General features: G+C 63.7%; 12 protein-coding genes. 5 read left to right on the top strand and 7 right to left on the bottom strand.

Features of this window, described 5'->3' with window-relative positions:
* Nucleotides 1-28: 28 nt before the first annotated feature.
* Complete coding sequence (locus PW947_RS01155) at nucleotides 29-1198, bottom strand: helix-turn-helix domain-containing protein (protein ID WP_299628896.1); 1170 nt, start codon at nucleotides 1196-1198, stop codon at nucleotides 29-31.
* A 234-nt stretch (nucleotides 1199-1432) separates the two neighbouring features.
* Between PW947_RS01155 and PW947_RS01150 the strand changes: the two genes are divergently transcribed.
* Genes PW947_RS01150 through PW947_RS01140 form a run of 3 tightly spaced genes read left to right on the top strand, consistent with a single transcriptional unit; the run spans nucleotide 1433 to nucleotide 4792 of the window.
* Nucleotides 1433-2527, top strand: coding sequence for a branched-chain amino acid ABC transporter substrate-binding protein (locus tag PW947_RS01150; protein ID WP_299629290.1), 1095 nt, complete (start codon nucleotides 1433-1435; stop codon nucleotides 2525-2527).
* Between the two features lie 7 nt (nucleotides 2528-2534).
* On the top strand, nucleotides 2535-3791 hold the full coding sequence (locus PW947_RS01145) for a D-amino acid dehydrogenase (protein WP_299628894.1): 1257 nt from the start codon (nucleotides 2535-2537) through the stop codon (nucleotides 3789-3791).
* On the top strand, nucleotides 3788-4792 hold the full coding sequence (locus PW947_RS01140) for an asparaginase (RefSeq protein WP_299628892.1): 1005 nt from the start codon (nucleotides 3788-3790) through the stop codon (nucleotides 4790-4792). The genes PW947_RS01145 and PW947_RS01140 overlap by 4 nt, the downstream gene beginning before the upstream one ends.
* Before the next feature lie 50 nt (nucleotides 4793-4842).
* Here the strand turns inward: PW947_RS01140 and PW947_RS01135 are convergent, their stop codons facing one another.
* Entirely contained in the window at nucleotides 4843-5274 is a 432-nt protein-coding gene (locus PW947_RS01135; protein WP_299628891.1) for a PRC-barrel domain-containing protein, read from the bottom strand.
* A 185-nt stretch (nucleotides 5275-5459) separates the two neighbouring features.
* Between PW947_RS01135 and PW947_RS01130 the strand changes: the two genes are divergently transcribed.
* Nucleotides 5460-6293, top strand: a complete 834-nt coding sequence (locus PW947_RS01130; protein ID WP_299628890.1) for an IclR family transcriptional regulator — start codon at nucleotides 5460-5462, stop codon at nucleotides 6291-6293.
* Nucleotides 6294-6323: 30 nt separating this feature from the next.
* Here PW947_RS01130 and dapA read toward each other — a convergent pair whose 3' ends face one another.
* The 5 genes from dapA to PW947_RS01105 all read right to left on the bottom strand — a co-directional run bounded on the left by dapA (nucleotide 6324) and on the right by PW947_RS01105 (nucleotide 12853).
* Nucleotides 6324-7229, bottom strand: coding sequence for a 4-hydroxy-tetrahydrodipicolinate synthase (gene dapA, locus PW947_RS01125; RefSeq protein WP_299628888.1), 906 nt, complete (start codon nucleotides 7227-7229; stop codon nucleotides 6324-6326).
* 25 nt (nucleotides 7230-7254) lie between these two features.
* Complete coding sequence (locus PW947_RS01120; RefSeq protein ID WP_299629288.1) at nucleotides 7255-8967, bottom strand: ABC transporter permease subunit; 1713 nt, start codon at nucleotides 8965-8967, stop codon at nucleotides 7255-7257.
* 123 nt (nucleotides 8968-9090) lie between these two features.
* Entirely contained in the window at nucleotides 9091-10191 is a 1101-nt protein-coding gene (locus PW947_RS01115; protein WP_299628887.1) for an ABC transporter ATP-binding protein, read from the bottom strand.
* A gap of 34 nt (nucleotides 10192-10225) precedes the next feature.
* Complete coding sequence (locus PW947_RS01110; protein ID WP_299628885.1) at nucleotides 10226-11323, bottom strand: ABC transporter substrate-binding protein; 1098 nt, start codon at nucleotides 11321-11323, stop codon at nucleotides 10226-10228.
* A gap of 72 nt (nucleotides 11324-11395) precedes the next feature.
* The gene (locus PW947_RS01105) at nucleotides 11396-12853 is read right to left on the bottom strand and encodes an FAD-binding oxidoreductase (RefSeq protein WP_299628884.1); all 1458 of its coding nucleotides are present in this window, start codon (nucleotides 12851-12853) and stop codon (nucleotides 11396-11398) included.
* A gap of 287 nt (nucleotides 12854-13140) precedes the next feature.
* Here PW947_RS01105 and PW947_RS01100 point away from each other — a divergent pair, with 287 nt between their 5' ends.
* Nucleotides 13141-14064 carry a LysR family transcriptional regulator gene (locus PW947_RS01100; RefSeq protein WP_299628883.1) on the top strand — a complete coding sequence of 308 codons (924 nt, stop codon included), beginning with the start codon at nucleotides 13141-13143 and terminating at the stop codon, nucleotides 14062-14064.
* Nucleotides 14065-14083: the final 19 nt, after the last annotated feature.

Below are 14083 nucleotides of genomic sequence, written 5' to 3'. Positions count from 1 at the left end.
AGTCAGCATGCCAGAAGCTTCCCGGTTTTCAAAAATCACTTTCCCGGCGAGTGGGAATTTTTTGACGGGTTGCAGCGGCAATCGATTGCGGCGCGCTGGCGGGGGCGGCAACTGCGGCCGTCCGGCCGTCGAGCGACGCGCGCAGTTTTCCGGGCGTCACGCCATACACCTGTTTGAAATCGCGAATGAAATGCGCGGCATCGGCGAAACCGCATTCGTAGGCAATCACGGTGATCTGCTTCGCGGAATTCAGCAGTAACCAGCGCGCGTAACGAAGCCGCATCGACCGGTAAAACTCTTTCGGCGACACGCCCATCTCAGCGAGGAAATTGCGTTCCAGTTGCCGCACGCTGCTGCCGGTCATCCGGGCGATGCCTGCAATCGTCAGCGGTGCTTCGAGGTTTTCTTCCATCAGCACCAGCGCGTGCCGGACGACGAGATCGCCGACCGCGAGATAACCCAACGCCTTGCGACGCTCGACGAACGACGTGCCGTGCTGGCGGTTGACCGTCATCTGGTGAATCACCTTCGACGCGCGATCGGGGCCGCAATGCAACGTGATCAGCCGTGTCGCGAGTTCGATCACCGATACGCCGCCCGCGCAGGTCGTGCGCGCACCGTCGATCAGATAGTCGGTGTGCGTGACGGCGCGCAGTCCGGGGAAGCGCGTCTTGTAGTCCTCGAAATGAAACGCGTGCACGCATGCGACGTGGTCGCGCATCAAGCCCGCTTTCGCAAGCACGAAACTGCCGGTGCACAGGCCGACCAGCGGCACGCCGGCCGCGTCGGCTTCGTGGAGATAGTCCCAGTAGCGGCGATCGACGTGATCGAGATTGGGCAGCAAGCCGCCGATCACGACCAGATAGTCGAACTGGCGCGGCGAACCTTGCACGGGCTCGACCGGTACGGCGATGCCGCAACTCGCTTCGACCGCGCGGGTGCCGATCCCGAGCAGCGTCCACGCGCACCGCAACGGGCGGCTTTGATCGCCGAGGTCGGCGGCGTGGCGCAATGCGTCGCAAAAGCCCGCCAGCGACAGCATCGGAAAGCTCGGCCACAGCAGAAAGCCGATATTCAGTTCGTGTTTCGCGCCCGGCTTCGGCCCGGACGCGGCGCGGTCCAGCTGCGCGACGATGCCGCGTCCGGCGTGCGGATCGGCGTCTTCGGATGAACGGGGCGGTGCTGTGCGGGTGGTCATGGCGGTCATCGCGGGTTCGCGAAGCGGCGATGCAACGAGTATAGCCACGCAAAAAAGTCGCGGATCCGCGATGTCGCATTTCTTCTATTTTTTAGCGAAGCGCTGCAATGCGGCGGTTTTTTGCGGACCTAAATTGGCGCCAGTGCCCAGTCTTCGACGACACCGACCCTACAGGAGAATCCCATGTCCGCTACGTTTCATCGCACGCTTTGCGTGAGCATCGGCAGCAGTTTGATGGTGCTCGGCACCACGGCGGCCATCGCCGGCGAAATTGTCAAAATTGGCCATGCCGCACCGCTGACCGGCCCGAATGCGCATCTCGGCAAAGACACCGAAAACGGCGCGCGCCTCGCGATCGAAGAGATCAACGCGCGCGGTCTGGTCATCAATGGCCAGGCCGTCACGCTCGAACTCGACGCGCAGGACGATGCGTCCGATCCGCGCCAAGGCACGCAGGTCGCACAAAAACTGGTGGACGATCACGTGGTGGCGGTCGTCGGTCATATGAATTCGGGCACCAGCATTCCGGCGTCGAAAATCTATAGCGACGCGGGGATCGTGCAGATTTCACCGTCCGCGACGAATCCGGCGTACACGCAGCAGGGCTTCAGGACCGCTTACCGTGTGGTTGCGACCGACGCGCAGCAAGGTCCGGCGTTGGCGAATTATGCAAAGGCGACGTTGAAAGCGAAGTCGGTGGCGATCGTCGACGATGCGACCGCTTACGGGCAGGGTCTCGCCAACGAGTTCGAAAAGCAGGCGAAAGCCGACGGCCTGACCGTGCTGTCGCACGATGCAACGACGGATAAAGCCGTCGATTTCCGCGCGATTCTCACGAAGATCAAGGGTGAGCATCCGGACATCATCATGTACGGCGGCATGGACGCGACCGGCGGTCCGTTCGCGAAGCAGGCGCGGCAACTGGCGATCGGCGCGCGCGTGCTGGGCGGCGACGGGCTGTGCGCGGATTCGTTGGTCACGCTCGCGGGCGACGCGACCGATAACGTCGTCTGTTCGATTGCCGGGATGCCGCTCGCGAAAATGCCGAATGGTCCGGCGTTCGAGAAACGCTACGAAGCGCGCTTCAACCAGCGTGTGCAGCTGAATGCGCCGTTCGCATACGATGCGGTGTATATCGTCGTCGATGCGATGAAGCGCGCAAAATCGATCCGTGCCGCCGATATTCTCGCAGCGATGCCCGGCACCGATTTCATGGGCGTGCTCGGCAAGACGCAGTTCGACGCGAAAGGCGACCTGAAGCAGGGCGCGATTTCACTGTACGACTACCGCAGCGGAAAGCAGAACCTGCTCGACGTCGTGAAGATGTGAGGGAAGCATGGAAGTTCTTGTTCTCGGCGCGGGCGTGATCGGCTTGACCAGCGCGTGGTTTCTGCACGCGGCGGGTCATTCGGTCACGGTCGTCGATCGTCATCCGTCGGTTGCGAGAGAGACGAGCTTTGCGAATGGCGCGCAACTGTCGTACAGCTATGTCGCGCCGCTCGCGGGGCCCGGCGTGCTCGCGAAGATTCCCGGCTGGCTGATGGACGGCGACGCGCCGATGCGGTTTCGTCCGGCGCTGGATATCGATCAATGGCGCTGGTGCATGCAGTTCATGCGCGCGTGTACGACGGAGCAGAGTGCGCGCTCCACGCGTGCGCTGCTCGAACTGTCGTTTCTGAGCCGCAGCTTGATGCACGGCTTGATCGACTCGGAGCCGTCGCTGGATTTCGACTTCGTGCGCTCGGGCAAACTGGTCGTGCATCGTGACGGCGCGGCGTTCGAATCGGCGGTCGGGCAACTCGCGTTTCAGCGCACGCTCGGTTGCGATCAGGTCGCGCTCGACGCCGACGCGTGCATCGACGTCGAACCGGCGCTCGGCCATCTGCGCGACCAGTTCGCGGGCGGCATTTACACCGCCAGCGAAGACACCGCCGATTGCTATCGCTTTTGCACGAGTCTCGAACGGTTGCTGAGGGCGCGCGGTGTGTCGTTCGAACTCGGTACGCCGGTGACCGCGCTGACGTCGCGCGCGGGCGGCCGGGCCGAAGCGTGGTCGGGTGCGCGACGTCTGCCGGGCGAGCAGATCGTGATCGCGCTCGGTTGCGAAAGCACCGGCTTGCTGAAGCCGCTTGGAATCGACGTGCCGGTTTATCCGTTGAAGGGGTATAGCCTGACCGTCCCGGTCGAAACCGCCTCGAAAACGCCGTCGATCAGCGTCACCGATTTCGCGCGCAAGGTCGTCTATGCGCGACTCGGCGATCGGCTGCGGGTGGCGGGCATGGCCGATATCGTCGGCTATTCGCGTCAGTTGAACCGTCGCCGCCTTGCCACCTTGCGCCGCGAATCCGAAGCGATGTTTCCCGATGCAGGCGACTACTCGGCCGCCGAAGCATGGGCGGGCTTGCGACCCGCGACGCCGCGCGGCACGCCGCTCGTCGGCGCTACGCACGTGCGCAATCTGTGGCTGAATATCGGACACGGCGCGCTCGGGTTCACGCTCGCGGCGGGGGCGGCGCAATTGCTGGGGGAACGCATCGGCGGTCGCGCGACATCGATCGACGCGACGCTGTTCGAACCGGGCGGGCGCGCATGACCGCGCACACCGGAAAGGCGCGTCTGGTGCTGATCGGCACCGGCGGCACGATTGCAGGGCGCGGCGGCTCCGCGGTGAATACGTCGGCGTACGATTGTTCGGTGCTCGGTATCGACGAGATTCTGACCGGCTTGCCCGCTGCAGCGGAGATCGCCGATATCCGCACCGAGCAGCTGTTCCAGATCGGCTCGGAAAATTTCGGCACCGCGCATCTGTTGCAACTCGGCAAGCGCGTTGCGGCGCTGTTGCAGCGTGACGACGTGGACGGCGTCGTGATTACGCACGGCACCGATACCCTCGACGAAACCGCGTATTTCCTGCATCTCACGCTGAAGAGCGCGAAGCCGGTCGTGGTGGTGGGCGCGATGCGGCCGCCGTCCGCGCTGAGTTCGGACGGGCCGCTAAATCTGTACCACGCAATTGTGGTCGCGGCGAGCCGCGATGCGCACGGCAAGGGCACACTGGTCGTCGCGAACGATGAAATTCACACCGCGCGCGATGTCGTCAAGACGAACACGTTCAAGCAGGAAGCGTTCAGATCGCCGTATGGTCCGCTCGGTTATATCGTCGAAGGCGTGCCGCGTTTTTACCGGCTTGCGGCGCGCCGTCATACGGTGCAAACCGAGTGGTCGATCGCGGAGATACACGACTTGCCCGAGGTGGGCATCGTCTACGCGCATGGCGGGATGACCGATCACGGCGTGCGCGCGATGCTCGATACCGGTGTGCGGGCCATCGTGTATGCGGCGACCGGCAACGGCAATGTCGCGGCGTCGGTGGTGGCGGCGTTGCGCGATGCGCGTTCGCGCGCGGTGCATGTGGTGCGTGCATCGCGCACGGGCGGCGGCGTGGTGATCCGCAACGCCGCGCAACCCGACGACCGCTACGACTGGCTCGCCGCCGACGATCATGTCCCGCACAAGGCGCGCATCCTGACGATGCTCGCACTCACCGGCGCATGCGACGCGGATGCGCTGCAACGCGCGTTTCTGACCTACTGAACCCGGCCGTCGCAACGTTCGGCGTACGCCGACGCGTGCGCCGAACCGCGTTATTGCGGCTTGATCTTCTTCGGCTTGGTGGCTTTTTCCAGCTTGTTGTACTGGAACTCCGGCACGGCCTTCAGCGCATCTTTGGTGGCGCCCGCCAGATAGAGATTGCCGTCGTGAATCTGGAAGTGATCGATGGGAATCGCGACATAGTGCTTGCCCATGCCGAGGAAACCGCCAACCGACAGAATCGCGTACGTCGCCTTGCGGTCGGGCGCGATGATGATGTCGTAGATGCTGCCTACTTTCTCGTTGGTATCGTTGTAGACCGGTTCATCGACAAGCGCCTTGCGCACGCTCCAGCCTTGCAGTAAACCGGTTGCCTGTTCGACGGTCGCGCCGAGCGGTTGCACGCCCGCGATCTGTGCGAAGGCCGTTTGCGAAACGCAGGCCGTGGCGAGTGCGACGGTGCAGATCAGTGTCCTGGCTTTCAATGGATTCTCCTCGTCGACGATTGGGACGAACGGAGCAGCACACTTCATGCCTGGGAGTGTGGACGTCGAAACGTGTCGCGTGGTTTGACGCAGCGTGCGGCGCGAGAAAAGCGCTTATTTGCGCGAATCGATTGCATTACAATCAGGATGACTGCAATGCGATTTCTTCCAATCTCGATACGACCATGTCAACTCGCGCGACAGACCCGGCCCGCAAGCCCACCGAGCGTGATCCCGACGCGCCGCGTTCGTCGCTGTTCGTTGGATCGACCGAAAAAGCATTTCAGGTGCTGCATGCGTTCGACGGTCCCACGCGACACATGACACTCGGCGATATCGCCCGCGTCTCCGGGCTCGATCGCAGTGCCACGCAGCGGCTCGTCCACACGCTGGAAGTGCTGGGTTATCTGTCGCGTGTGCCCGATACGCGCAGCTACGGCCTGACCACCAAGGTGCTGCAGTTTTCCTACAACTACGTGCGCGCGAACGAGTTGATCGACAAGGCGTCGCCGTATCTGCTCGACATCAGCAGACGGCTCGGCGAAACCACCAATCTGCTCGAACTCGACGGGCGCGAGATCGTGTTCGTTGCGCGCTTTCCGGGCCAGCATCTGGTGAATATCGACATCGTCGTCGGTGCGCGTTTGCCGGCGTTGTTCACGGCGGCGGGCATCGCGATCCTGTCGCGTCTGTCCGATGAACGCGTGCGCGAAATCCTTGCGCAAACGCCGCTCGATCCACTCACGCATTACACCGAAACCCATCCCGACAAACTGCTGGAGCGCGTGCGCAAAGTCGCGCGGCGCGGCTACGCGGTCATCGAAAACGAAACCGTGCTCGGCGATATTTCGGTGGCGGCGCCGGTCACGGATCATGGCGGGATCGGCGTTGCCGCGATCAATATTTCAGTGCCGACTTCGCGCTGGTCGCGCGAGCGCGTCGAAGCCGAACTCGCGCAACATGTGCAGGTCGCGGCCACGTCGATTTCGAAAGCGCGGCTGTCCGGCTATCCGCGCTGACGCGACACCGCACCCGCCGCGCGAAACCGCTTAGGCTCGGCGCTCGAATACGTCGAGTTGCTTGTCGAGTTCGACCCGCAGTTTCGCCGACACATCCGGCGCGGCCTGCACCAGCGGCGCGAGCATGTCCGGCGCATGCACGCCGATCAGATCCATCACCGACTTCATCGGCCCCGGATTGGTTTCGGCGAATGCGAGGTTCATCAACGGAATCAGCGTGCGATGCAGCGCGAGTGCTTCCTGGGTCTTGCCGTCGGCGGCGAGCTGATAAATGGTGCGCCACGCGGTCGGCAGCAACGACGCGGTGACGACGATTCCGCCGCGCGCACCGGCCGCGATATGCAACGGAAACAGCGTGTCTTCGCCGCTCAACACCGCGAACGATTCATCGACGCCTGCCACCGTGCGCAGAAAATGCCACATGTCGGTATTGCACGCCTTCATGCCGATGATCCGTTCATGGCGCGACAGTTCGTGCAGCACCTCGGGCGCAATCGCGATCCGCGTGCGATACGGAATCTCGTACAGCAGGATCGGCAGCGGCGATTCATCGGCATAGCGCATGAAGTAATCGCGAATGCCCGCTTGCGTCGGGTTCGTGTAGTAGGGCGTCAGCACCAGCAAGCCGTCCGTGCCTGCGGCCGCGAAATCGCGCGCGGCCTGCATCGCGTCGTGATAGCCGGGGTCGAGCACGCCCGCGATCACCGGCACGCGTCCGGCCGCTTCTTTCACGGTGATTTCGGCCATCCTGATCCGTTCGGCGCGCGACAACGCACCGTATTCGCCGGTGCCGCCAAGCGGCACGATACCGTCGATACCCTGTTTGAGCAGATACGAGATCAACGCGCGCGCGGCGTCGACGTTGATCGTGTCGTCGGCGTGGACGGGGGTCGGAATCGCCGGCATCACGCCGTGCAGTTGTCGTGCTGAAAGCATGGAAATGTCTCGGTTTGAGATGAGTTCAGGAGGCGAGGCTGCGTCGACGGAAGCGGTCGGCGGTCCAGATCAACACAGCGATAAATGCGAACAGGCAGGTCGACACGGCGGCGATCACCGGCGAAATCTGCATCGTGATTTCGTCCCAGAACTGCTTGGGCAAGGTCGTGCTCAGGCCGCCCGACGTGAACAGCGCAATCGTCAGTTCGTCGAACGAGGTGGCGAACGCGAACAGGAACGACGACATCAACCCCGCGCCGAGAATCGGGAACGTGACGCGGCGCAGCGTCGCCCACGGCCGCGCGCCCATGCTTTGCGCGGCGAGATCGAGGCGGGTGTCGTAGTTGCGCAGCACGGCCATCATCGTGATCACCACATACGGCACCGCGACCATCGTGTGCGCCAGCACCAGCCCCAACGACGAACCGACCAGACCGATCTTCGCGAAGAAATAGAACACGCCGACCGCGACGATCATCCGTGGCACGACGATCGGCGCGAGCACGAAGGCGAGCATCGCCGCCTTGCCGCGCATGCCGCCGCGCACCATCAGGAAGGCCGCGGGCGTGCCGATCAGCATCGACAGCACGCCGGTGCCGACACCGATCAGCATCGAGCGCGTAATGGCCTGCATCCACAACGGCGAGTCGAACATCTGCCGGTACCACTGCAACGAGAAACCGTGCGGCGGCCAAGCGAGGCCCGAAGCCGAATCGAACGACAGCGGAATCATCAGGAATGCGGGCGCGCTGAGGAACACCAGCAGCAACACCACGACCACGCGAAGGCCGACGCTTTCGCCGTTCGCCGCGCGCCTGCGGCGTTTCGGCAGAATGCCGATCACGAGATCCGTCGCATTGCCGAGCAGCGTCAGGATCGTATCGCCGAGCTTGCGGCTCCAGCCGCCGGGCTTGCGCGATGCGGCCGCGGTCGATGCGCCGCCGGCCATCGTCGACAGTCCGACCATCCGGTCGTAGACGAGAAACACGACCAGCACGACGGCCAGCAGCAGTACCGAGATCGCACCGGCGAAGCCCCAGTTCATCGCCTGCATCACCTGATCGATGATGAGTTGCGTAATCATGGTTTGATGGCGGCCGCCGAGCAGCGTCGGCGTAATGAAGAAGCCGATCGCGGTGACGAACACCATCAGCGCGCCTGCCGCGACGCCCGGCAACGACAGCGGGAAATACACTTTCCAGAACACCGTGCCGGGACGCGCGCCGAGTGTCGCCGCTGCGCTCGGCAAGCGGCGGTCGATGTTTTCCATCACGGAGAGCATCGTCAGCACGGCCAGCGGCATCAGTGCATGCACCATCCCGACGATCACGCTCCAGAAGTTGTAGAGCAGGTTGAGCGGCTGATCGATGATGCCGAGATGCATCAGCAGCGAGTTGATCACGCCGTTGCGTCCGAGGAGCACGACCCACGCAAAGGTGCGCACCAGAAAGCTGGTCCAGAACGACAGCAGCACCCAGAACAGCAAACGGTTCTTGCGCTCGCGCGTCAGCGACGAAATCAGATACGCAATCGGATAGCCGGTCAGCACGGAAAAGAACGTCGTCCATAGCGACACTTTCAGCGTGATCAGCAGCACTTCGACATACACCGACGACGCGAACAGGCGGCGATATTCGACCAGCGAAAAGCCGTTGCCGTTGTTCACGCTGAGCATCAGCAACTGGCCGACCGGGTAGATCAGCATCACCAGCAGCAGGATCACGATCGGCGCGCCCATCGCGGTCGGGCGCAGCCACGCGCGCCATGCCGCTGGACGGTGCGAAGGGCCGGGATGCGGAGCGCTGGCGAGATCGGAATCGGAATCGGGATGGGCGGTCATGGCGGATTGAGCGGTCATGGCTTACCCCGCGATGGCGACGGCGTCGTCGGCGACCCACGACAGGCCGAGCGTCTGTCCGATTGCATACTGACTGCCGAAACGGTTGGTCGGAAACGCGGCGACCAGCGGCGCGGCATCGGCCGCGTGCGGTTGCAGATAGAGGCGCGTCATGCTGCCCGTCACCATGATGTCGGTGAGCTTCGCCGACAGCGTGCCGCCGTCGCCGGTCGCGCTGTGTTGCGCGGCGTCGTGGACGCGCAGATTCTGTGGACGCAGCATCAGCTTGACCGGCTTGCCGTTCGCGATCACCGGGTCGTAGACGGTTGCGCTGCCGTGTGCGACGCCGTCCATGCTGACCTGCACCTGATCGCCGCTGCGCGCGGTGACGACCGCGTCGAGCAGATTCGATTCGCCGAGGAAGTCCGCGACGAACACGCTTTTCGGCCGGAAATAAAGGTCCGCAGGCGTGCCGAGTTGCGCGATCGAACCCGCGTTCATCAGGCAGATGCGATCCGACATCGTCATCGCTTCTTCCTGATCGTGCGTGACGTACACGATGGTGGTGCCGAGTTCGCGGTGAATCCGCTTGATCTCGAGTTGCATGTGGTCGCGCAGCTTTTTATCGAGCGCGCCGAGTGGTTCGTCCATCAGGATGATCGACGGACGATAGACCATGCAACGCGCGAGCGCGATCCGCTGTTGCTGTCCGCCGGACAACTCGCGCGGATAGCGTTGCGCGACATGCGGCAGATGCACCATGTCGAGCGCTTGCATCACCTTGTCGCGGGTCGCTTTCGCATCGGTCTTGCGCATTTGCAGCGGAAACGCGATGTTTTCCGCGACCGTCATATGCGGGAACAGCGCGTAGTTCTGGAACACCATGCCGATGTCCCGCTCGTACGGCGCGCCGTACGTCACATCGACGCCGTTGATGCGAATCTGGCCTGCATCCGGTTGCGCAAGACCGGCGATCAGACTCAGCAGCGTGGTCTTGCCGGAGCCGCTCGGTCCGAGCAGCGTCAGGAATTCGCCTTGGGCGACGTCGAGATCGGTCGGGGCAAGCGCGACGAAATCGCCATAGCGTTTGCACAGTCCGGTGACTTGAAGGTTCGAGGCAGGCATGGGATCGGCTTCCGTGAAAAGTGACAGCGAGACGTCAGGTCAGGATCCAGCGGTTGAAGCGTTCGAGCGCGACGCTCTGTTTTTCCTGCCAGAATTTCGCGTCGATATGCAGGCCGGTCTTGATGTTCGCTTCGAATGTGGGCGAGTTCTTCGCGATTTCCGGCTTCACGTAGTTGAACGCTTCCGGTTGCGTCATGCCGGCCGGGAAATATTCGACCAGCGCGGCCTGGCGTTTCGGGTCGGACGCGAACTTGATGAATTCGCGGCAGGCGTCGGCATTCGGCGTGCCTTTGAGGATCGACCAGTTATCGCAGCCCCAGATGTTCTGGTTCCACACGATGCCGACCGGCGCGCCGTTCGCGATCGCCGATTGCGCGCGCGAGACCCACGTGCTGATCATGTCCACTTCGCCGGAGCCGAGCATTTGCTCGACCTGCGCGCCGGTATTCCACCAGACGTCGACGTGTTTCGAGATCTTGTCGAGGCTCGCGAAGCCGCGATCGAGGTTGCACGGATAGACCTGGCCGGTCGGCACGCCGTCGGCCATCAACGCCTGCTCGATCGTATCGAACGGATATTTGCGCAGGCCGCGACGGGCGGGAAAATCCTTCACGTTCCACATGTCGGCCCACGAGGTCGGCGCCTTGCGGCCCTTGAACGCGTCGGTGCGATACGCGAGCACGGTGGTGTAGACATTGGTGCCGACGCCGTACGGCGACATGTATTGCGACGGAATCTTCGCGACCATCGGATCGGCTTCGAGACCGTGTTTCTCCAGATAGTCCTTGCCGCCGCCCGTCAGCAGCAGGATCGCGGGCTGGCTGATCTTCGCCATGTCCCACGTGTAGCTGCCGGTATCGACCATGCTCTTGATCAGCGCGGTCGGTTCCGCGTTGGCCTGCACGCCGACCACTTCGATGCCGGTCTTTTCGGTGAACGGCCGGTAGAACACCGCGCCGTAGGCCTTCGTATAGATGCCGCCGTCATCGCGGATCACGATGCGCTTGCTTGCCGCGCGCGACGGCGTCCACACGAACGGGAACGCGACCGCTGCCGCGCCCGCGAGCGCGGACTTGATGACGGTGCGGCGGCCAGGCTGTTGAATCTGATCGCGTGCGGGCTGCTTTTTCATGTCGGCTCCAGAAAGAAAAGAAGGCGTGTTACGTGAACGGCCGGTAATGCGATAGGACGCCGCGTCAGGCGGTCAGGATGTGGGTGATGGCGAGGCGGCCGAGGCCGGTAGCAGGCGTCCCGGATTGAGCAGCGCGTGCGGATCGAGCGCGTGCTTGACGGCGCGCATCAACGTCAGTTCGACGGACGACTTGTAGTGCGCCATTTCGCTCAGGCCGGTTTGTCCGACGCCGTGCTCGGCGCTGAACGTGCCGTGCAATTCGTGCGCGACGTCGTTGACGCAGCGCTTCAGCGCGGCGCCGGTCGATCCGGCGTCCGACAGCGATTCCCACGCGCCGAACGTGAAGAACGGGATGAAGTGCGCGTTGCCGTCGCCGAGATGCGCGACCACCAGCACGTCGAGGCCGGGCACGATCGCATGGACGGCGCGCGTCGCCTGCGCGATAAATGCGGGGACGGCGGAAACCGGCACCGCGCAATCGGTCGTCAGGCCGACGCCGGCTTTCTTGTTCGCCTCCGACACGCTATGGCGAATCTCCCACAGCGCGGCGCGTTGCGATTCGTTGCTGGCCAGCACCGCATCGACGATCAGCCCGGCTTCGGCGGCTTGTTCGAGCGTGTGCTGCATCGCGGCGGCCAACTCGTCGCTGCCCTGCATATCCGCGAGTTCGACCAGCACGTGCCAGTCGTGCAGGTCGCCGAGCGGATTGCGGCGGTCGGGCACGTGTTCGATCACCAGTTCGAGCTGTCGACGGTTGATCATTTCGAATGCATTGAGTTTCGATCCGCATGCGGCCTGGAACATGCCGAGCACGGCCAGCGCGGCGGCGGGATCGACCGGCGCGAACCAGCCGAGCGCGTGATGGGTCGGCAGCGGGTGCAGCTTCAGCACCGCTGCGGTGATGATGCCGAGCGTGCCTTCCGTGCCGATAAACAGATGCTTGAGATCGAGCCCGGTGTTGTCCTTGCGCAGCGCGCGCAAGCCGTTCCAGACCGTGCCGTCGGCGAGCACGACTTCGACGCCGAGCACGTTGTCGCGCGTATTGCCGTAGCGCAGCACGCCGGTGCCACCCGCGTTGGTGGAGAGATTGCCGCCGATCTGGCACGAACCTTCCGCGCCGAGGCTGATGGGATAAAGACGCTGTTCGGCAGCGGCGGCGTCCTGGATGGTTTTCAGCACGCAACCGGCTTCGACTTCCATCGAGCCGTTGGCGGCGTCGATATGACGGATGCGGCGCATCCGCGCCAGGTTGACGATCACGGGCGCGATGCCGTCGGCGGCGGGCACGGCGCCGCCGCACAGACTGGTGTTGCCGCCTTGCGCGAGAACCGGCACGCCGTGCGCCGCGCACAAGCGGACCACCGCCGCGACCTGCGCTGTGTTCGACGGCTGCACGACGCAGGTGGCGCGTCCCTTGAAGCGGCCGCGCCAGTCTTCGGTGAAGCCGTCGACATCGGGCGCTTCGGTCAGCACTGCGCCCGAACCCAGCTCGGATTTCAGCGCAGCGATCAACGGCAAAACCTCTTTCATCTCGGACTCCACGGGGCGGGCTTCGATACGAATGCAGCGTGCTTGAAAAAAGAATAGGAGCACAAAAATCGCATTGAAATGCGTTTAATCGCAATGCGATTAAAGTGCGTGTATTTACTGAGGGAGAAGAGGGGGGCAGCGCGGAGAGGGTTGTGGGGTGGGGATGAACGGATGGCTGGTCTGAGGTTTGGGCTCAAGCGTCTTCCGCGAACGCGCTTGCTACGACCTTCGTCCCACTAAATAATGTCCGCACTCTTTCACCGATTCACTCACGGGACAGAACAATCGTGGATAACCTCGGCGACATCCGGCTGTTCGTCGAAGCGGCCAATGTGGGCGGGTTGTCGGCGGCGGGGCGCAAGCTCGGTTTGTCGCCGGCAGCGGCGAGTGCGCGGCTGGTCAAACTCGAAGGCGCGTTGCGCACGCAACTGTTCGAGCGCACCACGCGCTCGCTGCGTCTGACCGAAGAAGGGCGCATGTATCTCGCCCATTGTCAGCACGCATTGCAGACGCTCGACGATGCGCACGCCGCGCTGCATGCCGGACACAGCATGGTGAGCGGCAAGATCCGCGTGTCGGCGACTTCGGATTTCGGTCGCCATGTCGTCAAGCGCTGGCTCGACGAATTCAACGCCGCGCATCCCGATGTGAGCTTCGCGCTGATGCTGTCGGACTCGCTATCGCACCTGTTGCACGACGATATCGATCTGGCGATCCGCTTCGGCGTGCCCGCCGACAGTTCGATGGTCGCGCGGCGTCTTGCGCCGAACCGGCGCGTGTTGTGCGCGTCGCCGTCGTATATCGACGCGCATGGCGAGCCGCATCATCCGGAGGATCTGGCGCGCTTCGACCCGATCGTGCTGTCGTCGGCGGCGGGTGTCGCGAACGAATGGCGTTTCACCAACGGCGACGACACGGCCGCGTTTCAGGTGTCGCTGGCGAAAGCGCGCGAAACCAACGACGGCGCGCTCGCGCGCGATTGGGCCGTCGAAGGCGCGGGAATCGTGATGAAGTCGATCTGGGATGTCGGCGAGGATTTGCAGGCCGGACGGCTACAGATCGTGATGCCGGCATGGCGCGGTCCCGATGTGCCGGTTCACGCGCTGTATCAGCGCACGCAATACATGGCGCCGCGCGTGCGCGCATTGCTCGATTTCCTCGTCGAACGCTTCGCCGAGGCATCGCAAACGCTGGACGCGTATCTGAAGTGAACGCGCGGCCATTCGGGCA

Origin of the sequence: Paraburkholderia sp. (assembly GCF_028283785.1) — a bacterium.
Lineage (GTDB): Bacteria > Pseudomonadota > Gammaproteobacteria > Burkholderiales > Burkholderiaceae > Paraburkholderia.
The sequence above is the reverse complement of the archived record's forward strand: the minus strand, read 5'-3'. Positions and strand labels throughout refer to the sequence as shown.

Bases quoted from the DNA above. Each gene is read 5' to 3' on its own strand.
- PW947_RS01155 (WP_299628896.1), bottom strand. From the start codon at position 1,198: ATGACCACCCGCACAGCACCGCCCCGTTCATCCGAAGACGCCGATCCG.
- PW947_RS01150 (WP_299629290.1), top strand. From the start codon at position 1,433: ATGGTGCTCGGCACCACGGCGGCCATCGCCGGCGAAATTGTCAAAATT.
- PW947_RS01145 (WP_299628894.1), top strand. From the start codon at position 2,535: ATGGAAGTTCTTGTTCTCGGCGCGGGCGTGATCGGCTTGACCAGCGCG.
- PW947_RS01140 (WP_299628892.1), top strand. From the start codon at position 3,788: ATGACCGCGCACACCGGAAAGGCGCGTCTGGTGCTGATCGGCACCGGC.
- PW947_RS01130 (WP_299628890.1), top strand. From the start codon at position 5,460: ATGTCAACTCGCGCGACAGACCCGGCCCGCAAGCCCACCGAGCGTGAT.
- dapA (WP_299628888.1), bottom strand. From the start codon at position 7,229: ATGCTTTCAGCACGACAACTGCACGGCGTGATGCCGGCGATTCCGACC.
- PW947_RS01120 (WP_299629288.1), bottom strand. From the start codon at position 8,967: ATGGGCGCGCCGATCGTGATCCTGCTGCTGGTGATGCTGATCTACCCG.
- PW947_RS01115 (WP_299628887.1), bottom strand. From the start codon at position 10,191: ATGCCTGCCTCGAACCTTCAAGTCACCGGACTGTGCAAACGCTATGGC.
- PW947_RS01110 (WP_299628885.1), bottom strand. From the start codon at position 11,323: ATGAAAAAGCAGCCCGCACGCGATCAGATTCAACAGCCTGGCCGCCGC.
- PW947_RS01105 (WP_299628884.1), bottom strand. From the start codon at position 12,853: ATGAAAGAGGTTTTGCCGTTGATCGCTGCGCTGAAATCCGAGCTGGGT.